The sequence below is a fragment of the Mammaliicoccus sp. A-M4 genome (assembly GCF_022386955.1).
In the GTDB taxonomy this organism is placed as follows: Bacteria; Bacillota; Bacilli; order Staphylococcales; family Staphylococcaceae; genus Mammaliicoccus; species Mammaliicoccus lentus.
The window spans coordinates 54,819-75,631 of the sequence record NZ_JAJNHH010000001.1 but is presented as its reverse complement, the minus strand read 5'-3'; the positions used below and the strand labels follow the sequence as shown (position 1 = coordinate 75,631).

Sequence of the window (20,813 nt, the reverse complement as noted above, 5' to 3'; positions counted from 1 at the left end):
AAAAGGAGGAAATATTAATGGTATTAATTACTGAACACGAAAATTTACAAACACCTACATTACAAGCATTTATTGAAAATGCACCTGCTCAATCTTCAAGACGTTTATCAAATGCTTTTCCTACTGAACAAGTATTCGATATTAACGTAGCGTATAACGTTATTGATTCAACTGGAATTAAAGCAGGTTCTATTATTGGATTTGATGCTGCTACACCATTACGTAAGAAAGGTGATATCCAACAAGTATTGGCTAAGCTTTCTAAAATCGCTCATGCCTACAACTACACAGAAGAAGAAATGTATCGCTACAAAAACTCACGTAATAGTGCTGAACAAGATGCTTTAGTTCAAAATGCTTTATTATCAATCGCTGATTTATCTGAAGGTATTGAAGATACTAAAGAGTTAATCAGAGCAAACATGGTTTACCGTGGTGTGTTTGATTATGAAGATCCAAAATCAGAAGTGAAAATTCAATTTGATTTAGATTTACCAGATGAAGCTAAAACAACAGCAGGAGATTTCTCTCGTGCAGATGTTAATCCATTAGAAGTATTAATGAATGAAGTTGAAAAGTACAAAGAGCGTAACAATGGTCAAGCACCTGCTTATGTTGTTATGAATTCTAAAACATTAGCGAAGATTAAACGTAATCCTAATGTTGCTGCTGACTTATATGGTTCAGAGGCTGGAAACAAAATTGTTCGTCAATCTGATTTAGATACTTTATTCACAGATATTGGCTTACCTAAAGTTGAAATCGACGATGCTCAAACAATTATCGAAGGTATCACTGGAGATATTGTTAAGAAACATTTAGATGATGATGTAGTCGTATTACACGCTGCAAACTTAGGTAATACATTAAGTGGTCCAGCCGCTGATAACAACTTCACAAACGGTAAGTATGTTGTTTCTGTTGTTTCTCAAGACCCAGTTGGAGAGAAAACAATTGTCGGAGAAGTAGCAATGCCTGTATTGAAAAATATCAAAGGTATTTCTATCATCACTGCTAACGAAACATCTGACGAAGAAGAAGTTCCTGAAGGTTAATTTTAACTTTCTAAAATAATTAAGGAGGTTAAATCAATGGCGAAATTTAAAGTGCTTAAACAAGTTGATGGTAAGAAAGAAAATAAACGTTTCGAACCAGGCGAAGAAGTTGAACTAACTGTTAAGCGTGTACAAGAGATTGAAACAAACATTGATAAACAAAAGAAATTCAAAGGAACAGGTCCTTATTTCGAACGTATTGAAGAACCTAGCGAGTAGGTGATGATATATGTTGGATACTGAAAAAGTAATTGAATACATTGAGAAAATACCTTCTAATCCGTTGTTAGAAGGTATGGGAACTCAAGAATTAGAACAAAATATATTTGATTCTTACGAAGATATTCACTCCTTATATCCAAAAGTAATAATCTCAGAACGAATGATTGTTAAACAAATGTTGTACAAACTCGAAGGAGAGTCCAATGGTTACGCTATGTTGAAAAGACAAGGTGTAGAAACACAAAAAATTAATGATGCTAGCGTAACGATGTCTGATAATCTACTTGATCCATATGTGCTTTTCCTAATCAACCAACAATTACAAACTAAATCGGTAGGTCATATTGGGAGATTGATATGATTATTTACAGAGATAAAGTTAATGTAATTGTACCAACTGTTGATTCGAACGGTAATCAGATAAAAGATGACTACGGTAAACCATTAACTGAAAAGGTGTTAACTAAAGCACATGTTAGATATGGTATTCAAAATATCTATAATGCTAACGGTGAAGAATATACATCAGTTACTCAAGTTTACATTCCTATATCTGATACTGTTTCAAATATCGATTTAAATGCACGTATTGAGCATATAACACCAAAACATACAAAAGTATTAGGACAAGTTAAAAAGCTTGAATACGGGCAAGATATTACAGGAAAACCACATTTTATTAAGGGTTATATGTAGATGGCAGGACTCAGTTTAAAAATTGAATGGACAGGACTTCGAGAATTACAACAAGAGTTTAAAACGATGAATAAACGTTTCAACCTCATATTGCTTGATGAAATGGATAAAATCGGTTTGACTTGCGAAGAATATGCTAAAGCACTTTCGCCACGTGATAGTGGAGATTTAGAGAATAGTATTCATTCAACACAAGCTACTGTTGAAGGACGTTCATTTGTAGTCTACGTTGGTACAAATATGGAATATGCAACGTATGTTCATGAGTTAAACAATGTTAGACCAGTTGGAGATAAATATGAACGTGGTGTTAAATATCCAAATTATTATATAAGAGGACGAGGAACAGGTACCCGTCAAAAACCTAATGTTAAAGGATATCAACCAGGTCGTAAATTCCTACAACATGCCGTCATTTTAACTGACCAACATTTTGAAACAGCAATGGAAAGAGCGTTGACACGTTTATTTGAAGGAGGCAGTTAGATGATACAACGCGCTATTAAAAAGATATTACAGGATAGAATACCTGACTTAGAGTGGACAGTTGATTATCGTACTGCACAATCAGAGTTCGGTGTTGTTTATTACGAAGGTGGTTATCCACCTGATAGAAGTGATATGAAATCACACTTGATGAATTATCAAGTTGAAATAAGGAGTCAAAGCTTTGATAAAGCAGCAAATAGGGCTTTCGATACTTACAAAGCTATTCATGGAATAGAGAATAGGGTAATGGAAGTCCCAGTATATGAAGACGGGCGTTTAATCAGAACAGATAAACACTTTATTCAATACATTTATGCAGAATCGCCACCAATTAGAGTGGGTGTAGAGAATGACATTATGATCTACACAATAAATTTTTTAGCACTTATTTTGCCTTATTGCGAATAAGTGCTTTTTTAATACCCAAATTTAAGGAGGAATTATAATGCCACAAGAAAAAATTAGTTATGAATTTGGTATGGCTGACTTCATTTTTGATGAAGGTTTACCGACTGAAACGAGATTTGACGGAAAAATGTGTGAAGATGGTTCATTACTACAAGGTGATGGAGGGGAAGTTCAATTAGAGCCTGAATTAGAAGATATTAATTCACCAGACTTCGGTAATACAAATTATGACCAAGTTGTAGTTGGTTGGAATGGAACAGTGACTATTGTCGCAATGAAAGCAACATTAGATTTAATTAGTAAAACATTAAGTGGAACTATTTCACTTGAAGCAGATGGTAAAGTCGTATCAGTTACAGATGCACCTATTGGAGCATCACTTAGAGAAGGTGCTAGAACTTTAAGAATTCACCCAAGACAAATGGGAGATGATACTTCAGAAGATATCTTCATTCATAAAATCGCTAACTCTAGTGGTATGACTAAATCATTTGCGAATGAACAAGGTAACTACGAAATGGAATTTGCAATGTTCCCTAAAGATTGCGCAGATGCCAATAAACCGAATAACTACTTCTACATCGGACAAGATCCAGATGAACTAGTAGAAGGTGCAGAAGAAGTACCAGCAGGATAAGTAGAGTGAGGGATAACCTCACTCTTTTTTATTTGTTTTTTAATTTATATATCAAAGGAGAAATGACACATGGTACAAGTAGAAATTAAAACATATGAAGGTAACAAGTTAGTAACTGAAAACGTTGAAATCAAAGAAATGAATATTCTTCAAATCAAAAGAGTATCAAGAGAATTAAATAAATTAGTTAAAGATATTAATACAAATGATCACTTAAAGAGTGCAGTAGATACATTCTTCGCTAAACGTAATGAAATCAATGAAGAGAATAGAAGACTTTATGAAGAAGCACTTGAAAAAGCTAAAAGTGACGATGATAAAGTAAATGTTTTTCAATATGACGGTTCAGAGGCGTTTAAACGAGCAGGCGCTCAATTCTTTAAAGATGTATTAGGTTCTTTTGAAATCGTGTTAGAGAACGCACCAGATTCATTACAAAACTTAATTTCTCAAGCATCTAACATCAATGCTGATGTAATTGGTCAACAAAATGTTTATACGTTCTTAGATATTATCGATGCAGTTATTGAAGTCAATGATATTCCTAAATTAATCGAACGATTAAAAAAGTCAAAAGATTCCTTCTCAATGGTGTTGGCAGTTCTGTTTCCGAAGAAGGAACAAACGAAGGACGAAGTAATGCCAGCGACATCGAATTAGAAGAAGTCGTCATATACAAGTTAAGCAAAGAACTCGGAGGGCGTGATGAAGTTCTTAGCACTCCTTTTAGTGAGTTACTAGCTTATTTAATGACACATTTCGAAAACGAAGAACGCAAAGCAGAGAAAGAGCAAGCTGATTACTATATGAACTTCATAGCAATGTTAAATAGTAATCCACAGTCAAAAGAAGATATGAAAAATGTTAAAAAGTTCTTGAAAGATATTCAGCCTAAAAAGAAAGTTGAAACATCTTCAAGACCTAAAAAGAAATATCAATGGAACGAAAGAGTCCAAAAGAAAATTGAAGCTAGAAAACGTGCTGAACAAAATATGTAAATTAAAAAATAAATAAAAGAAGGGAGGGGTCTTATGGCAACTATTAAGGAGTTGCAAGCCAAATTTAGCGCCAATCAAAGTGGTATGGAATCGGCTTTTAGTGCTATTGCTAATCGACTTAACGATATTGAAAAAGCATCTGATCGTGCTGCAAGAAATATCGAAAAGAACATGACTCGTGGTATGAATAGAGTATTCAAAACGGGTGAAGGCTTTGAAAAGGTTGGTTCAACTTTCACTAGTATATCTAAAAAATCAGAAGAAGTAGGTAGTAATCTTACAAATAAAATCACAAAGCCTGCAATGATTGCTGGTGGTGCTTTAGCAAGTATAACCATTGGTAAAGGTTTCGGGCGTTTGGTTGAGATTGATAACGCTAAAGCTAAATTAGATGGTTTAGGACATAGTAGTGAAAGTGTTCAAAAAATCATGGATAACGCCTTAGAATCAGTTAGAGGAACATCATTCGGATTAGGTGAAGCTGCGACGACTGCATCTAGTGCAGTTGCAGCTGGAATTAAACCAGGTAAAGAACTTACTAGATATTTAAGCCTAACAGGAGATGCTGCTGCGATAGCTGGGTCAAGCATGGGCGAAATGGGTTCTATTATTAACAAAGTCCAAACTTCGAACAAAGCTTATAACGGAGAGTTACAACAACTTTCTGAACGTGGTATACCTATTTATCAATGGATTGCTAAGGAAGCAGGCGTTACTGCTGATGAAGTATTTAAAATGGCAAGTGACGGAGAAATTTCAAGTAAGATGTTCTTAAATGCTATCGAAACAAATATCGGTGGCGCAGCTAAAAAAATGGGACAAAAGTCCTTTACTGCTTCTCTTGCTAACATGTGGGCTGCAGTTGGTCGACTTGGTGCTAGTTTCTTAGATGCTGGTGGTAAAGGTGGAGGTTTCTTCAGCAAAATGAAACCTTTAATGAATGATTTAACTACTGCTATTGACGGAATGGAAGGTTCGGCCGCTAAGTGGGGAGAAACACTAGGTCAAGTGCTTGATAAAGTTGTTAACGGAATCAAAGGTATTGTTAATTGGTATAACAGTTTAGATAAGAATACTCAAAAACTAATAGCAAGTATTATGCAGTGGAGTACATTGATACTTATTGGACTTGGTCCTGTCTTAATGATATTCAGTAAGTTAACAGGAATAATCGGCGCTATATTTGGACCGTTTGGCAAGTTCTTAAAATTCTTTGCTAAATTTAGTACTGCTGCTAAAAGTTCAGAAGGTGCAATAATCGGTATTACTAAAGTATTCCCTAAACTAGGCGCAATACTAGGAACGCTAACTGGACCTGTTGGATGGATAACATTAGGAGTCATAGCATTAGGTACAGCATTTGTCGTCGCCTATAAGAAGTCTGAAACATTCAGAAATATCGTTAATGCTGCGCTTAATGGCGTTAAACAAACATTTATTACGATAGGAAATATCATCAAAGGCTTTTTCCAATTATTCAAAGGAAATGGTCAAGACGGCATTATAACACTAAGTAAGATATTACCTCCTAATGTAGTTGTTGGACTTACTAATTTTGCTACAAAAGTTAAAACTACATTCTATCAAGTTGTTAACGCAATAAGTACTTTCGCTAGATCTATTGGTACACAAATTAGTGCATTTTGGGCTAAAAATGGTACTGAAATAATGTCTGCTTTACGAAATGTAGGTAGTTTTATTTCTACAACATTCAAATTCATTTGGGGTAACGTGATAAAACCAATCATGACTTTAATTTGGAATTTGATGAAAATTTTGTGGCCAGCCATAAGATTACTGATTGTATCCGTTTGGCAGAACATAAAAGGCGTGATACAAGGCGCGATAAATATCATACTAGGTATAATCAAAGTGTTTTCTTCATTACTTACTGGTAATTGGAAAGGCGTTTGGCAGGGTATCGTTCAAATTCTAAAAGGTTCAGTTATTTTAGCGTGGAATTTAGTTCAATTATGGTTTGTTGGCAAAATACTTAAAGTTGTTAAAGTTGGACTAGGTCTGTTGAAGGGTGTCGTTTCTAAAGGTTGGACTTTTATACGAAACTTCATCAGTAAAACTGCACAATCAATTTGGAATTCAGTTCGTACTAAATTCTCTGGTCTTTCTAAATCAACAAGGGATATTTTCACGAATTTATCAAATTGGTGTAGAAATTTATGGACATCATTGAAAAATAAAATTACTTCATTAGGTCAGTCAATATGGGACAATATTCGCAATAAGTTTACGGGATTAAGTAAATCTACAAGAAGTATTTTTAGTAATTTATCTAAATATGCCCGAGATTTGTGGACGAAAATGAAAAACTTCATTACTAATTTAGCACAAAATATTTGGACTAACGTACGTAATAAGTTTTCAGGAATGTCTAAAAGTTCTAGAGAAATATTCAGCAGATTGTTTGAAAGTGCTAAAAATATCTTTACGAATATTAAAAAGAGAGTGACAAGTTTAGCACATGGCGCAAGAGATAATGTCGTGAATGGTTTTAAAGCCATGTATGACAAAGGTAAGTCATGGATAGATAAACTTAAAAACTTCTTATCTGACTCAGTGAGTGGCTTTAAATCGATTGCTAAAAAAGTTGGTAATGGTGTTGCTAATGGTGCAATCAAAGGTTTAAACGCAATGATTAAAGGTATTAATACCTTATCGGATAAGATAATGAATAAAAAGCTTATCAAAAATGAAATACCAGAAGTCAAATTATCTACTGGTACTGGTGGAAGTAAATCTGTTAAGACAAATGCAAAGGGTCAATTACAAGAAGATACTTTAGCAATGGTTAATGACAAGGGACCAGGTAACGGGAAAGGTCGTAATGGACATCAAGAATTAATAAGAGATAAAGACGGCTCATTATTTGCGCCTAAAGGTCGAAATGTAGTTCTTCCGTTGAGAAAAGGAATGGAAGTAATCAACGGTAGAAATACACAAAGTATGATTGAAAATGGAAATATTGCAGCTTTTCATAATGGTACAGGTGATAAGCCACATAAAAAGCATAAAGCAGAAAAGAGGCCAAATGCACTACAAGTAGGTATGGCATCTGTAGATTCTGGATATAAAGCTTTGAAATCATACGGAAGTAAAAAGACTGCTGAACTAGTTGCTAAAGGAAGTAAAGTTGCATTAGATGCTTGGGATTATGTTGAAAATCCAAGTAAGTTAGTCGATACGGTCATGAATCAATTTGGTGTGAATTTTGATGATATCAAAGCTGTATATGGAGATATTATTAAACACAGTTATAACAAATTGAAAAATAGCTTGAAGAAAAAAGTTATGGAATGGTTTGTAGACGCGTCAGACGGTGGTGGAGGTGGCTCGAATCCATTTGCTAATAATCCAGCTTATCACTGGGTTAGAGGCTTCAATCCTCCAAGTCACTATGGATTAGATTACGGTGCTAATACTGGTACTAAAATTCCATCTTCAGTTTCGGGACGTGTAGTTAAAGCCTGGTCATCTCCATACGGTGGTGGTAATGAAGTTCAAGTTGCAAGTGGAGGTATGGGGCATATTTTCATGCATATGAATAAACGATCAGTTCAAGCTGGGGATATGGTAAAACAAGGACAAAAACTTGGAGAAGTTGGTTCTACAGGTAATAGTTCGGGTCCTCACATTCACTGGCAAGTAAACAAAGGAACTTCTTATGCTAGTAATAATCAAGCGATTGACCCATTGAAATGGGCGAAAGATAATCCATCTAAAGGTGGTGGAGGTGGCATGTTAAGCAATGTCATAACTGCCTTAAAAATCGCCAAACTCCCTGTAACTCAGGAATATATCAACGCTTGGATGAAACAGATTGAAACTGAATCAAGTGGTAATGCTAGAGCAATGGGTGGTAACGACGGACTAGCTGACGGAAACGCAATGGGGCTTGTACAAGTTAAACCTGGTACTTTCAAAGCCAATCAAGGTAAAGGTATGGGTGATATTTGGAATCCAGTACACAACTTAGTGGCAGGTATGAACTATGCAAGTAAAACATATGGAAGCAGTTTACTAGATGTTATTGGTCATGGTCATGGTTATGCAAATGGTGGCATTATCAATTCACCAGAAATAGCTTGGCTTGCCGAAGGTGGTTTTAGTGAATCAGTAATTAGTCATGACCCTTCTATGAAAGCAAGAAGTAAAGTTATTTGGGACAGAACAGGAGAAATGCTTGGATTCTCAGAAGATGCAGAATTACTTCGTGGAATTATTTCAGCAATCAATGAAGGTAATAGCTTACAACAAATCAACAATAGAGATACAAATAGAATTGCTAATAAAGATACAAATGTATACATGGACGGTAAACAAGTTGCACAACAAGTAAGCAAAAGACAAGGTTCTATGTATAACAATAATTCATACGTATTAGGAGGTGGGTAAATGAATTGTGATAATGGAAAATGGGTTAAATTAATATATAGTAACAATAAAACCGTCAATCTCATGGAGAAAGACGGTTTTGAATTTATTGGATTTGATAAACATGAAGTAAATGGAAATACCTTTATTCAAGAGATAAGTGGAGTAGACGGCGCTTTAATGGGAACCACAACATTTGGACCATTTGAACTTAATTTACATTTTAGATATACAGGTGTAGATAGTACGGATATGGATTTGTTTTGTTTTGAACTTGAAAACGAACTACAAAGCAGAGAACCATATTATGTTGTCCATAGTAAAATGCCAGGAATTAAGTATTTTGTTGCGCCAACTCCTAAAGTAGAAAAAGACCCATTAACAATCAGACACAGTGATTTTACAATTACATTTACTTGTAACAAAGGCTACTCCGAGTCCTTATATGAAACAAATCAATACAACAAAACATCTGACAAATGGCAGTTCGGCAATGGTTTACTTGTGAATGATGATATCAAGTATAAGCATAATACAACTAGCTTTAAAATATTCAATGGTTCATCTGACACGATCGCACCTTTTCCACATCGACATAAGTTGATTATTAAACTAAACGTCAATGCACCTAAAGGTTTCAAACTTATTAATCGTACAACAGGCGATATATTTGAATATAAGAAAGCTATCACTAAAAGCAAACAAATCATTATCAATGGTATATATCCAACGATAGACGGTAAACGTGTCGGTATAGATACTAACCACGAATGGTTAACACTAGTACCCGGATATAACGATATTGAAATAATCGGAACGGATATAACACAGCCAACTGCTGAATTTATATTTCCGTTTATTTATAGGTAGGTGTTAATATGGATAATTTAATAATTACCAATAGTGCTAACACATTCGCAGAGTTGTTGATTGATTATGATTTAGGGACATTCAAATATGAAGTTGAAAAAAATAGTAGTCGTTCATTATCGCTAACTGCTTTTAAAACAAGTTTTGCACCCGATATATATGATTTGATTCAAAACGAGTCTATTTTATTATGGCGTGGTCAACAGTATGTGATTAAAACGACTGATCCAAAAAGCAACAATGTAACACTTACGAATGATATTGTGGCTCATCACATTATGTTTGAATTTCAGAATCACTATATCGACAAAGATTTAGAGAATGAAGAAATGAATAACGACAGTGATGAAGAATTACCGTCACCAACATGGACTTTAGAGCAATATTTAGACTTCGGTTTCAAAAGCAATAAGCTAGGTTATTCATATAAAATTGTCGGTAAGTTCGACCAACGTATAGCAATTGATGAAGTTGGCGATAAAAACGGTATAGAATTTCTAGTCGAAGGTGCTGAACTATTTGGTTATATCTTCTATGCTGACAATAAAATAATCTATATATATGACGAGGATACGTACTATAAAACATCTGATGTTGAGTTAATTGGTGGATACAATGTAGACGAGGCGTCAGTAACGGTTAATACGCAAGAACAAAAAACATTTGTTAAAGGTTATGGCAAGAAGAAGTCAACTTCAGAAACAAAGAATTACAGTCCGTTTAAACCGCCTAGCTTAACGTACAATGGCACGTTCTTCAAAGAGGGTACTTGGCGTACACAAGTCGTGGGTGCAAGCTATGAGAAACGTTTTGAGTGCAAATGGGGGAACGAAACTCTTACATGGTCACTCAAAAAACTATCTCGTGGAGGACTGTTAGATGTCTATTTAGATAATGAGTTGATTGGACGTTATAGCTGTTATAGCCATACAGCTAGGTCAGAACAAATTGTTATTGCTCGTAATTTGAGTAAGGGTTGGCATACATTCAAAGCAGTACATCGTGGTGCAGATCCTAACGTTAAAGAATATAAAACAGCGCCAGTAATGTATGTTGGTACTGAAAAGTCTACAACGTTAAACTTAACAGCAGTGTTGAAGGGCGAGGACTTATATCATGTGAGCGATACTTATTACTCACCTTACTACGATAAGAACAACCCTAAGCAAGCTGCAACAATCTATGATGATAATATTCTTGATAAAGCAGAATTACGCAAAAAACTAATTCAAGAATTAAATGACGAACCAGTGGTCGAGTTATCCACTAACTATTTAGATACCGAACAAATCAATGAACGTGATCTAGTTTATTTTAAACACACTGGTTTAGGTTTTGATACCATGTTGAAAGTCATCAAGATAACAGAATCGCATCCATTACTGAACTTACCAGTTGAAGTAGATTTCAGTAATAAGAAAACAGACATTATCAAGATACAACAAGCAATCAATAAACGTATAAAAAATGTAGATAAACAAATCAAGTCGGGTACTCTTGGAGGCTCGACTTTTGTTATGCCTAATTTATATTCCGATAGTGTAGGGGTGGTGTTATTAGATGGCTGAAATTAATATTAGATATCTTCAAGATACTGACGGGGATAGATATTTCCCTATGACACATGTTAACGCCATTTTAGGGTTAGAAGAATTTGATAATGGCGATGATATCAGTAATTTAAATGCGCTAATTAATAAACTCACTACTGACAATTCAGCACTACAAAATAGGGTGTCAACACTTGAAACGGACAATAATCAATTTAAACAAGATATCGAACAAATGAAACAAGAAATAGAAACATTGAAAAACGATTCAACAATACCACCAGAGGAGGGCTAGTAGATGAAGATAAAACTTAATTTTCCAATCGAATTAGGTCAAAAGTTTAGACGGTTTATTATAGAGAATTTCAGATTAATTCAACAAAAATTCGATGATTTGAAATTAATCTTTGATAAGCACCGTACAACTGAAAAAAGAGCGCATAAATCATCTCAAATAGATCATAACGGAAATAGTTTAGATAGAGAAATTAATCGTATGAGTGGCGAATTCGACAATGTTATCATTACTAATAATGGTGACGGTATTGCAGAAGTAACGCAAGCGCAAGTAGATATGGTGGGTACTAGACATGAAGTGCTTGCCAAAAGATTGCGTTCAGATTTTTTAAACTTGGAAAATCAAATTGACGAAACAAATAACGAATTAGAAAAATCTAAAATTATCCGTTCGGCTTATGATTTTGGTGTTTATCCAGACAGAGATGAAGATTCTAGCGACGGACTACAAGCATGGCTAGATTGGAATAACCATAGAGGCGGAGGAACAATTATTCTGCCATATGGGGAGTATTTAATCGGTAAGCAATTAACCATATATAGAAATACAACGATTTTAGGTTATGGTGCAAAAATCATCAGACATGGCGATAATAGAAGTTGGATGACAAATTTACCTAATGGTGAACTACCTTATAAATATGAAGGTGAAGGCAACATAAAAATATGTGGTCTAACATTTGATGGTAATAGTGAACTAACAACCAACATGAACGGTGTATTACTTGCGCACGGAGAAAACATTGTATTTGAAGATTGTCTATTTAAAAACGTTTCGGGTACACATGCAATTGATCTAAGTGGTTGTAAGGATGTGTTAATCAAACGTTGTAGTTTTAAAGGACAACGTGATGCTGTTGAAGGTAATAAGGAGGCTATACAAGTATCCATTGCAAGTAAAGATGGTATAGGTGAGCAATATAGTAGTTCATTCGATAGCACACCTTCAAAAAATATAGTTGTTGAAAATTGTTATTTTGGACCTTCTGAAGAGTTTGGAAGTTGGGCAACTGCAATTGGCGACCATTTCAGCGTTTATGACAAATGGGTATCGAATGTACGTTTAACGAATAACTTCATTGAAGGTACAACGAATTACGCCTTAAGAGTATATAAATTTAAAAACACGATATTAGAAGGCAATATTATAACTGACTGTAATGGTGGTATCTTTGCAACACCAACACCTGGTGGTTACCTATCTTCACATAATGCCGAAGGTGTACAAATGGGTGCAGCACAAGGTGGAGAAGATTTGAAACTTATCAATAATACCATTACGAACATAGCGACAAATGGTATACATGTTTCAGCTTATCCTAACAAATTAGATTCAGAGTTAAATGAGTCATTTGACTTTGTGGAAATCAAAGGTAATACAATCAGAAATTGTCAAAGAGTCGGTATATATGTACCTGAGTCTGACAGAGTTAAAATCATTGGAAATTCAGTTGATAAAACAAATGTCGGTATTCAGTCATATGGTACTTGGCAGTTAAACCTATCAAATAATATCGTTTCTAATGCCAATACAATTGGTATTTTTGTATCTAATAATAAAAAGTTAGAAAACGGTAGCATACAAAGTCATGCATCAATACATGGCAACCAAGTATTCAATACTGGACAAGATGGTATTCGTGTTTCAGAAGGCGCCGTATATATTGATGTTGAAAGTAATCGAGTATCTAATTATGGCTTGAATGCTACGCAAAGTTGGATAGTTGCAGGTATTTATTTTGTTGATGTGCATAACGGATCAATTACTAATAACACATTAAGTGCTGTAGGTAAAAGTTTCGTAGATGCTGTTAGAGTTTCAGAAGAATGTACAAACATTCAAGTTTGGAATATTCAACCAGGCAACTCAACAATCACTATATTAGACAAAGAAAAGAATTATTATGGGTTTAAGGATATCAATGGAAACATTATAAGACATGATGGAGGTGCTAATTAATGGCTATGAATAAAGTAGGTACATTAAGACTTGATGTTAACGCACATTACAAGAATACACACAGTACAAATATTATGTTTTATAACATGGACATCAATACCTCAACACTTAAATTTATCATTACAAGAAATGATAAAACATTACCATTGGGCAAGAATAATGTAGATACTTACATTTATCTTGAAGCAAGCGACGGTTCATTCATACAAGATGAAGTGGCTATCATAGATGAGTTGAATGGTATTTGCGAGTATGTTATACCGAATGAATTTTTAAATCATACAGGCACTGCCAAAGGTCAATTTTATATCAGTGTTGATAATAAAGAAGATACTGTTACAAGTATAGATTTCACTTTTGAAATTAAAGATGCTTTGATTAATACAATACCTTCTGTCGTGAAGTTAAATACTATTCGTAAATATGATGAACTTGAAAAAACACTAAAAGAAAAAGTGCATAACATAGAAGAATCTTATAAAAATATAGATGATTATATTACAAAAGTTCAAAAAGCTAGTGATGATGGTATTTCATTAATAAATGATACAAAAGATAGTGCGCTTGTTGAATTAGAAAATAGTAGAAATACACATGTTAATCAAATCGAAACAACAGGTACTGAATACGTAAATGATCTGACTAATATTAGAACAGGTATTAATGAAAAAATTGACCAATTTAATATCGATGTTGAAAATAATGATTTTATCACTGAACCAATGACCGATACTTGGCAAAAATACAAATTAACTGAAGACAGTGGACAAGTAGTAGATGTTTCTTTAGAAAACAATATTGATAAATTGCATAATCTAAAGCCTGGTTTTTATTTTGCCACACTTATTCCTATAACAGATGCATCTGCTGATTCTGGTTTTGTTGAAGTATTAGAAAAAAATGGTGGCGCATTAAAACGTATAACTTTTAAGCCTCACAATTCTAATCAGGTATGGACAAAACGTTTTTATAATACTTGGAATGATTGGGAATTATCGAATAAAGACATGGAAACAACGTATGGTTCTCAAGAAAAAGTTGATTTAGCTTTAAGTGAGGCGAAACAATACACTGATTCATCAATGGTAAACAGACGTAAAACATTATGGTCAGGTGATGCTCGTGAACGTAATACGGTTTTTGCTATTAGTGAAAGCTACAAAAACTTCTCTTATTTATTAGTGCGTTATAGATACTCTGGTGGAGGTAAAACAGTACCTATTCATATAGATACTGATAAGAAAATACCGATACAAGACTTTAACATGACTGATGCAGCAGGTGACAATCCTAAGATGAATGAAATGGGTTTAATTTTTACGACTGATACTGAAGTAAAAGTGACACATAACAATTCATTTGATGTTAAAGGTCAAAGAAATTTATACGATGATAACGATATCACTTTAAAAGAAATTATAGGGGTGAGATAATGCAGATTATAATTAACGAAAATAATGAAATTACTTCATATGCAGTAATAGGTAACATGAAAGATGGTATAGAAGTTAACGATTATCCAAGTGCGTTCACTATAGAATTCAAGCCTAGATTATATTTATATGTTGATGGACAAATTACCTTAAATGAAAATTATACAAATGATATTCAACCACCTATTGTTGATACAACGCACACTGCACCAGGTAGCGATGAAGAACTACGAAAAATATTTGGAAGTTTACAAATGAGTTCTGTGCAAACCATGAAAATGGTTATGGACTTATCAAAGCAAGTCGCTTCACTTACAAAACAGAATGTAGAATTACAAAAACAACTTAACGAAAAAGGAGTTGAATAATATGTTTATGTTTCCTAAATTTCAAGATTTAAAAACGCAATGGGGTTGGGGTATTTACACATTAGAAGATATGCAATGGTATGTTGATATGGGTGTTATTGACAAAGAAGAATACGCACTTATCACAGGCGAGAAATATCCAGAATAAATCACAAGGCACTGATTAATTTCAGTGTCTTTTTTATATAAATAAATTACAGAGAGTGGGTGTTTTATGAACAAGATGTCCTTACCAGAAATGATTTCAAGCACGCTACTGTTCGGTTTAGGTGTATTCAGCTTATGGCGTGGTTTGTTCTTTGCTATTCAACAAGAAACGGTATTAAGCGATTCAGAATTTTATAAAGCTTTACATCAATTTATGCCTATTTGGGTGTGGGGGATATTGATGGCTATATCAAGTTTATTTTTGATTTATTCAAGTTGGTTGATACCTAAACGTAATAGCCTTTTTCATTGGTCATTGTTTTTAGGAGGTCTGACATGTTCGTTCATGTATTTAATGATGACAAGCGCAGGTTTGTTCAATGCTATTAATTGGCTAACACCTATGCAATTTGCCACGTTATCTGCAGTATGTGGTGTGATTGCGTTTTTCGGGGGTGCAGAGATTTATGCCAGACGAAAATAGATATGTATTAAAAGCTGACCACATTGCTGATATAAGCAAACTAACAGGTCGTATTAAAGATGTTGATAGCAAACATATGGAATTGCACAATGATTTAAAACTTACTATAAACACCCTATCAATTAGTACGCAAGCATTAACTGAAACGAGCAAGAAAACAAACCATATTTTAGAATCAATTGATGAAAAGATGGATGGATATAACGATCGTATTAAAAATGTAGAGTTTAATGTTGAAACAACTACTAAGCGTGTAGATGATATTGAACATTCAGTATCAGAACGCAAACAAGGCAACATACAGTTATGGGTCGCAATAATCGGTACATTAGGAACTGTTATTGTTGGGGCTTTAGCATTTGCACAAGTATTTTTCTAAGGAGTGATTAAATGGCAATATACAAAAATAAAGACATAGAAGTTAATATTAACGAACAAGGCGCTGAATATGGTAATATTGGCGCTAATTTTTATACAGAAGATGAAAATAGTGCCTCTATTCGTATATACATTAAACATAATAACGAGCCAGTTAATCTTGCGACTGCTGGTCTAACACCGATGTTAAGTCTATATATGCAAGACGGATCGTACTTCGATAACGAACCAGTAGATATTGTGTTAGCTGAACAAGGCTTAATTCAATATAAGATTAGAGATAATGTGATTAAACATGTCGGTAAAGTTAAAGCAACATTGATATTAAAGAGTGAAGCGCAATCGCTACATGCCACAGAATTTAGTTTCACTATTCTAAGTAGTGGACTAGATGAACAAGTAGCAAAAGAAATCAATATTGACTTGATTGGGGATAAAATCGAAGAAGTATTACTCGCTAATGCTAGTGAATTTAAAGGCGAGAAAGGCGAGAAAGGCGATACTGGATCACAAGGTATACAAGGTGTTAAAGGAGATAAAGGGGATAAAGGCGATTCCGTCCTAGCAAGTCCTAAAATTTATACAAGAGAAGAATATGACCAACTAGAAACTAAAGATAGTAACACCTTGTACTTTATAAGCGAGGTGTGATCATGGCTAATATAGGTGACAAAAAAATCACTCATATTTATCAAGGAAATAACTTGATATTAGAAGATAATCAAGAAACTAAAGATATTAAAATTGGAGATAAAAAAATAGATTTTGTTTTTCAAGGAAACAAAGTTCTATACCCTAATCCTATTATAGACAAGTTAGTTTTATGGTACGACTTTAAAAATTTAAATAATACAAGTTTTAATAAGGATATAGCAAAAGATTTAAGTAATAACAGTGATGGTACTTTAAAAAACTTTTCTTATACAAGTGAGAGTGGATATAGTACTGGCTTAAAGTTTGATGGTATAGATGATTATATATCTTTGAACACAGAACTTGGTAAAAACTTTACGATATCTACAACTATTGATATTGACAATATTACAAACAATTACATTTTAAGTTCCACAAGTGTTTATTTCTTTATCAGAAAGAATGGTTATAATCTAGATTTGTCTATACTTAATAGTGAAGGTAGGCAAGAACAATTCCGAGCAACTAACTTTTTCGTTGAGTTTTTAAATAAAAAGATAAACATAAGCTACGTTATTAACTCTGATGATAAGAAAGTTTATATGTATATTAATGAATCTTTATATACTACTTTTAACATGGAAGCAGATGCTAGAAGTAATATGAAGGTAACTGGTATAGGTATATGGAATAATAATTACTTTTTCAAAGGTTCTTTATATAGTTTAAAAATTCACGATAAATCACTCACTAATGAAGAAATTAAACACAACTACAATCTAGAAAAAGAAAGGTGGAACTTATAATGAGATTTGTCATTGCAGAAATACAATTCTTTGAACGATTAGGATATAACACGAGATATTGGCGTAAGTCGAAAGACGGTACTAAAACGATTTGTCATTTAGAATACGCTGAAATTTTAGCACATGATTTGGAAAGCAATGATAAAGTACAAATTTTAGATGCACCAGAAGCATCAGAGATCATGGCTACAAATGAATGGTCATGGGAAGAAGAATAAACTAAGTCACTCTTTCACGAGTGATTTTTTAATTTAAGGAGGATAACTAATGAAAATCAACTGGAAAGTTAGAATTAAGCAAAAATCATTCTGGGTAGCCATTATTTCGGCTATCCTTTTGTTTGCTCAACAAGTATCTGGCGCATTTGACTACGACATCACAGTATACACTGACCAAATAACGAATATCGTTAACAGTGTGTTAGGCGTGTTGGTGTTACTAGGCGTGGTTCAAGACCCTACTACAAAAGGGATAAATGACTCAACTCATGCTCAACAATATAACGAACCAAAATAAGTCGGCTAAATAGTTGGCTTTTTTAATACAATAAAAGGAGTGTTATTAATGACTGCAAAATTAACACAAAAAGAGGCGGTAGAATACGCACTATCTATGGTAGGTAAAGGGTTCGATTACGACAATGCTTATGGCTGGCAATGTTTTGATACTGCAAACTATTATTGGCATCAATTATTCGGACACGGGTTAAAAGGTAACGGTGCTGCTGATATACCTACACACAATGACTTTAAAGGCGAGGCTACCGTACATGAGAACACAAAGTCATTCTTAGCTAAACCAGGCGACTTGGTTATATTTAATAAAAATTATGGCGGTGGATATGGTCATGTAGCTATTGTTGTAGACGCAACACTAGATCAACTTGATGTCGTAGAACAGAATTGGTTGGGCGGAGGCTTAGATAAAACAGAAGTTACAACACGCAGGAAACATAACTATGATTTCCCTATGTGGTTTATCCGTCCGAATTTCAAAGCTGAAGTTAAGAAAGCTACAACTACTCAAAAAGCTACTGTTAAAAAAGAAGTTCCTAAAAAAGAAGATACTAAAAAAGGTAAAACACTAAAATACAATCGTGATGAAGTGACAGGTTATAAGTTACCTAAACGTGGCTATAAACCTAAAGGAGTAGTTATCCATAATGATGCTGGTAGTTTATCGGCAATGCAATATCACGACAGTTTAGTAAATGCACCATTAAGTCGATTAGAGAACGGTATAGCACATAGTTACATTAGTGGCAATACAGTGTGGCAAGCACTACCAGAGGGACGTACAGCATGGCATACAGCTAATAATGATGGGAATACTAATTATTACGGTATTGAAGTATGCCAATCAATGTCAGCTAGTGATAAAGATTTCTTAGCAAGTGAACAATCAGCATTTCAAGAAGCAGCGAGAATGTTGAAAAAGTGGGGACTTCCAGTTGATAGAAATACAGTGAGATTACACAACGAATTTAGTGCAACACAGTGTCCACATAGATCAATGAAGTTACACGCTGGATACACATCAACTCAACGTGCGCCACAATCAGTAGTGAATAAAACTAAAGACTACTTTATAAGTCAAATTAAAGCGTATTATCAAGGTGAAATACCAAAAGGCTCAACAGTATCAACGAGTAAGAAAACGTCTAGCAACACGTCTAAAAATGTCTCTAGTGGCAAATGGCAAAAGAACCAATATGGGACATGGTGGATGAAAGAGTCGGCTACATTCACATGTGGTGGTAGTCCGATATTAGCAAGAATAGATGCACCGTTCCTAACTGCTCAAGAAGGTTATTGGTTCCAACCTGGTGGCTATACAGATTATGATGAAGTTTGTTTACAAGATGGTCACATCTGGATTGGCTATACATGGAAAGGTGTAAGATACTACTTACCAATCAGAACTGCAAAAGGTACGCCTCCAGGACATTCAGTTGGTCCATTATGGGGTACAATTAAATAAGTAAATATGTTATAATATAATATGCTATTACTTGGTTACGATGAACCGTCGTACATTATTAAACCCTACTTAGCGGGAACTAGGTAGGGTTATTTTTTATTTAAATAAATGATACTATAATAAATAGATAAATAAATTTTTAGGAGTATAACATGAAAAAATTGATAGGTATTAGTATATTAAATTGTATTTTATTAGCAGGTTGTGGGAGTAGCACTTTAGATAAAGATTATTTAAACATAGCTCATAGAGGTGCAAGTGGTTCTAAACCAGAACATACATATGTTGCTTATGATAAAGCAATAAAGCAAAAAGCAGATTATACAGAGTTAGATTTACAAATGACTAAAGACAATAAATTAATCGCAATGCATGATAATAAAGTAGACAGAACAACAAATGGCGCTGGATTAGTTAAGGATAAAACTTTAAAAGAAATTAAAAGCTTAGATGCTGGGTCTTGGTTTGATGAAAAATATAAAAACGAAAAAGTTCCTGAATTAAATGATATTTTGAATAAGTATAAAAACAAAACTAATTTTTATATCGAAACTAAACATCCAGATATGTATCCAGGCATGGATAAAAAGCTAATAAAAGATTTAGAAAATAATGATCTACTCAAAAAAGATGGTTTGAAAAGTGGCAACTTAATTATTCAATCATTCTCTGAAACTAGTTTACAAAATATACATAAACTAAATGAAAATATACCGTTAGTTCATTTAATAGATGATAGAGATGTAAAAGATTTAAACGATAAAGAATTAAAAAGATTATCTAAGTTTACATATGGATTAGGTTTTAATAAGGATGTTATAAGTAAAGAATTAGTAGAAAAAGTTCATAAGAACGGATTGAAAGTACATGTCTTTACTTTAAATAATGAAGACGATGTTAAGGAAATGAAAGATTTAAACGTTGATGGTGCTTTTAATAACAATCCATAGCGAACATATTTAAATATAAATTAAACCACCCAAACATTTCACTGGGTGGTGTTTTTAGTTATA

25 protein-coding genes are annotated in these 20,813 nt (G+C 33.8%); all 25 read left to right on the top strand.

Annotated features, from left to right (window positions below; genetic code table 11):
- The first annotated feature begins 17 nt into the window (after nt 1-17).
- Nucleotides 18-1,055, top strand: a complete 1,038-nt coding sequence (locus LQ682_RS00355) for a major capsid protein (RefSeq protein WP_239723668.1) — start codon at nt 18-20, stop codon at nt 1,053-1,055.
- Between the two features lie 36 nt (nt 1,056-1,091).
- The gene (locus tag LQ682_RS00350) at nt 1,092-1,274 is read left to right on the top strand and encodes a hypothetical protein (protein ID WP_037587707.1); all 183 of its coding nucleotides are present in this window, start codon (nt 1,092-1,094) and stop codon (nt 1,272-1,274) included.
- 10 nt (nt 1,275-1,284) lie between these two features.
- Complete coding sequence (locus LQ682_RS00345) at nt 1,285-1,638, top strand: hypothetical protein (RefSeq protein ID WP_119494029.1); 354 nt, start codon at nt 1,285-1,287, stop codon at nt 1,636-1,638.
- The gene (locus LQ682_RS00340; protein ID WP_119494030.1) at nt 1,635-1,973 is read left to right on the top strand and encodes a hypothetical protein; all 339 of its coding nucleotides are present in this window, start codon (nt 1,635-1,637) and stop codon (nt 1,971-1,973) included. The genes LQ682_RS00345 and LQ682_RS00340 overlap by 4 nt, the downstream gene beginning before the upstream one ends.
- Nucleotides 1,974-2,459: an HK97 gp10 family phage protein gene (locus tag LQ682_RS00335; protein WP_239723667.1), complete on the top strand. Its 486-nt coding sequence runs from the start codon at nt 1,974-1,976 to the stop codon at nt 2,457-2,459.
- Nucleotides 2,460-2,870 (top strand): hypothetical protein, encoded by a 411-nt coding sequence (locus tag LQ682_RS00330; protein ID WP_239723666.1) that lies wholly within the window; start codon nt 2,460-2,462, stop codon nt 2,868-2,870.
- A gap of 37 nt (nt 2,871-2,907) precedes the next feature.
- Nucleotides 2,908-3,507 (top strand): hypothetical protein, encoded by a 600-nt coding sequence (locus LQ682_RS00325; RefSeq protein ID WP_107590657.1) that lies wholly within the window; start codon nt 2,908-2,910, stop codon nt 3,505-3,507.
- A 69-nt stretch (nt 3,508-3,576) separates the two neighbouring features.
- Nucleotides 3,577-4,167 (top strand): hypothetical protein, encoded by a 591-nt coding sequence (locus LQ682_RS00320; protein WP_239709412.1) that lies wholly within the window; start codon nt 3,577-3,579, stop codon nt 4,165-4,167.
- 89 nt (nt 4,168-4,256) lie between these two features.
- A complete protein-coding gene (locus LQ682_RS00315; RefSeq protein WP_239723665.1) occupies nt 4,257-4,505 on the top strand; it encodes a hypothetical protein in 249 nt (82 codons plus the stop codon).
- Between the two features lie 33 nt (nt 4,506-4,538).
- Nucleotides 4,539-8,915, top strand: a complete 4,377-nt coding sequence (locus LQ682_RS00310; RefSeq protein ID WP_239723664.1) for a peptidoglycan DD-metalloendopeptidase family protein — start codon at nt 4,539-4,541, stop codon at nt 8,913-8,915.
- A complete protein-coding gene (locus LQ682_RS00305) occupies nt 8,916-9,764 on the top strand; it encodes a phage tail domain-containing protein (protein WP_239723663.1) in 849 nt (282 codons plus the stop codon).
- Between the two features lie 8 nt (nt 9,765-9,772).
- Nucleotides 9,773-11,332 carry a prophage endopeptidase tail family protein gene (locus LQ682_RS00300; protein WP_239723662.1) on the top strand — a complete coding sequence of 520 codons (1,560 nt, stop codon included), beginning with the start codon at nt 9,773-9,775 and terminating at the stop codon, nt 11,330-11,332.
- Nucleotides 11,325-11,609 carry a hypothetical protein gene (locus tag LQ682_RS00295; protein WP_239723661.1) on the top strand — a complete coding sequence of 95 codons (285 nt, stop codon included), beginning with the start codon at nt 11,325-11,327 and terminating at the stop codon, nt 11,607-11,609. The genes LQ682_RS00300 and LQ682_RS00295 overlap by 8 nt, the downstream gene beginning before the upstream one ends.
- A gap of 3 nt (nt 11,610-11,612) precedes the next feature.
- Complete coding sequence (locus LQ682_RS00290) at nt 11,613-13,571, top strand: right-handed parallel beta-helix repeat-containing protein (protein WP_239723660.1); 1,959 nt, start codon at nt 11,613-11,615, stop codon at nt 13,569-13,571.
- The gene (locus LQ682_RS00285; protein WP_239723659.1) at nt 13,571-15,004 is read left to right on the top strand and encodes a BppU family phage baseplate upper protein; all 1,434 of its coding nucleotides are present in this window, start codon (nt 13,571-13,573) and stop codon (nt 15,002-15,004) included. Before LQ682_RS00290 ends, LQ682_RS00285 begins: the two co-directional genes overlap by 1 nt.
- Nucleotides 15,004-15,372: a DUF2977 domain-containing protein gene (locus LQ682_RS00280; protein ID WP_239723658.1), complete on the top strand. Its 369-nt coding sequence runs from the start codon at nt 15,004-15,006 to the stop codon at nt 15,370-15,372. The genes LQ682_RS00285 and LQ682_RS00280 overlap by 1 nt, the downstream gene beginning before the upstream one ends.
- A gap of 1 nt (nt 15,373) precedes the next feature.
- Entirely contained in the window at nt 15,374-15,520 is a 147-nt protein-coding gene (locus LQ682_RS00275) for an XkdX family protein (RefSeq protein ID WP_239723657.1), read from the top strand.
- 66 nt (nt 15,521-15,586) lie between these two features.
- A complete protein-coding gene (locus LQ682_RS00270) occupies nt 15,587-16,003 on the top strand; it encodes a G protein-coupled receptor family protein (RefSeq protein ID WP_239723656.1) in 417 nt (138 codons plus the stop codon).
- Nucleotides 15,987-16,382 (top strand): hypothetical protein, encoded by a 396-nt coding sequence (locus tag LQ682_RS00265; RefSeq protein WP_239723655.1) that lies wholly within the window; start codon nt 15,987-15,989, stop codon nt 16,380-16,382. The genes LQ682_RS00270 and LQ682_RS00265 overlap by 17 nt, the downstream gene beginning before the upstream one ends.
- A gap of 11 nt (nt 16,383-16,393) precedes the next feature.
- Nucleotides 16,394-17,032, top strand: a complete 639-nt coding sequence (locus LQ682_RS00260; protein WP_239723654.1) for a BppU family phage baseplate upper protein — start codon at nt 16,394-16,396, stop codon at nt 17,030-17,032.
- Between the two features lie 2 nt (nt 17,033-17,034).
- The gene (locus LQ682_RS00255; protein WP_239723653.1) at nt 17,035-17,820 is read left to right on the top strand and encodes a LamG domain-containing protein; all 786 of its coding nucleotides are present in this window, start codon (nt 17,035-17,037) and stop codon (nt 17,818-17,820) included.
- Nucleotides 17,820-18,038 carry a hypothetical protein gene (locus LQ682_RS00250; RefSeq protein WP_239723652.1) on the top strand — a complete coding sequence of 73 codons (219 nt, stop codon included), beginning with the start codon at nt 17,820-17,822 and terminating at the stop codon, nt 18,036-18,038. Before LQ682_RS00255 ends, LQ682_RS00250 begins: the two co-directional genes overlap by 1 nt.
- Before the next feature lie 49 nt (nt 18,039-18,087).
- A complete protein-coding gene (locus tag LQ682_RS00245) occupies nt 18,088-18,336 on the top strand; it encodes a phage holin (protein WP_204175709.1) in 249 nt (82 codons plus the stop codon).
- Nucleotides 18,337-18,384: 48 nt separating this feature from the next.
- Nucleotides 18,385-19,800 carry an SH3 domain-containing protein gene (locus LQ682_RS00240; RefSeq protein WP_239723651.1) on the top strand — a complete coding sequence of 472 codons (1,416 nt, stop codon included), beginning with the start codon at nt 18,385-18,387 and terminating at the stop codon, nt 19,798-19,800.
- 152 nt (nt 19,801-19,952) lie between these two features.
- The gene (locus LQ682_RS00235) at nt 19,953-20,750 is read left to right on the top strand and encodes a glycerophosphodiester phosphodiesterase family protein (protein ID WP_239723650.1); all 798 of its coding nucleotides are present in this window, start codon (nt 19,953-19,955) and stop codon (nt 20,748-20,750) included.
- Nucleotides 20,751-20,813: the final 63 nt, after the last annotated feature.

Coding starts and splice junctions, on each gene's coding strand:
- LQ682_RS00345 (WP_119494029.1), top strand. CDS start 1,285: ATGTTGGATACTGAAAAAGTAATTGAATACATTGAGAAAATACCTTCT.
- LQ682_RS00340 (WP_119494030.1), top strand. CDS start 1,635: ATGATTATTTACAGAGATAAAGTTAATGTAATTGTACCAACTGTTGAT.
- LQ682_RS00255 (WP_239723653.1), top strand. CDS start 17,035: ATGGCTAATATAGGTGACAAAAAAATCACTCATATTTATCAAGGAAAT.
- LQ682_RS00265 (WP_239723655.1), top strand. CDS start 15,987: ATGCCAGACGAAAATAGATATGTATTAAAAGCTGACCACATTGCTGAT.
- LQ682_RS00305 (WP_239723663.1), top strand. CDS start 8,916: ATGAATTGTGATAATGGAAAATGGGTTAAATTAATATATAGTAACAAT.
- LQ682_RS00335 (WP_239723667.1), top strand. CDS start 1,974: ATGGCAGGACTCAGTTTAAAAATTGAATGGACAGGACTTCGAGAATTA.
- LQ682_RS00290 (WP_239723660.1), top strand. CDS start 11,613: ATGAAGATAAAACTTAATTTTCCAATCGAATTAGGTCAAAAGTTTAGA.
- LQ682_RS00285 (WP_239723659.1), top strand. CDS start 13,571: ATGGCTATGAATAAAGTAGGTACATTAAGACTTGATGTTAACGCACAT.
- LQ682_RS00245 (WP_204175709.1), top strand. CDS start 18,088: ATGAAAATCAACTGGAAAGTTAGAATTAAGCAAAAATCATTCTGGGTA.
- LQ682_RS00355 (WP_239723668.1), top strand. CDS start 18: ATGGTATTAATTACTGAACACGAAAATTTACAAACACCTACATTACAA.
- LQ682_RS00325 (WP_107590657.1), top strand. CDS start 2,908: ATGCCACAAGAAAAAATTAGTTATGAATTTGGTATGGCTGACTTCATT.
- LQ682_RS00260 (WP_239723654.1), top strand. CDS start 16,394: ATGGCAATATACAAAAATAAAGACATAGAAGTTAATATTAACGAACAA.
- LQ682_RS00280 (WP_239723658.1), top strand. CDS start 15,004: ATGCAGATTATAATTAACGAAAATAATGAAATTACTTCATATGCAGTA.
- LQ682_RS00235 (WP_239723650.1), top strand. CDS start 19,953: ATGAAAAAATTGATAGGTATTAGTATATTAAATTGTATTTTATTAGCA.
- LQ682_RS00250 (WP_239723652.1), top strand. CDS start 17,820: ATGAGATTTGTCATTGCAGAAATACAATTCTTTGAACGATTAGGATAT.
- LQ682_RS00270 (WP_239723656.1), top strand. CDS start 15,587: ATGAACAAGATGTCCTTACCAGAAATGATTTCAAGCACGCTACTGTTC.
- LQ682_RS00330 (WP_239723666.1), top strand. CDS start 2,460: ATGATACAACGCGCTATTAAAAAGATATTACAGGATAGAATACCTGAC.
- LQ682_RS00300 (WP_239723662.1), top strand. CDS start 9,773: ATGGATAATTTAATAATTACCAATAGTGCTAACACATTCGCAGAGTTG.
- LQ682_RS00275 (WP_239723657.1), top strand. CDS start 15,374: ATGTTTATGTTTCCTAAATTTCAAGATTTAAAAACGCAATGGGGTTGG.
- LQ682_RS00350 (WP_037587707.1), top strand. CDS start 1,092: ATGGCGAAATTTAAAGTGCTTAAACAAGTTGATGGTAAGAAAGAAAAT.
- LQ682_RS00310 (WP_239723664.1), top strand. CDS start 4,539: ATGGCAACTATTAAGGAGTTGCAAGCCAAATTTAGCGCCAATCAAAGT.
- LQ682_RS00320 (WP_239709412.1), top strand. CDS start 3,577: ATGGTACAAGTAGAAATTAAAACATATGAAGGTAACAAGTTAGTAACT.
- LQ682_RS00240 (WP_239723651.1), top strand. CDS start 18,385: ATGACTGCAAAATTAACACAAAAAGAGGCGGTAGAATACGCACTATCT.
- LQ682_RS00315 (WP_239723665.1), top strand. CDS start 4,257: ATGACACATTTCGAAAACGAAGAACGCAAAGCAGAGAAAGAGCAAGCT.
- LQ682_RS00295 (WP_239723661.1), top strand. CDS start 11,325: ATGGCTGAAATTAATATTAGATATCTTCAAGATACTGACGGGGATAGA.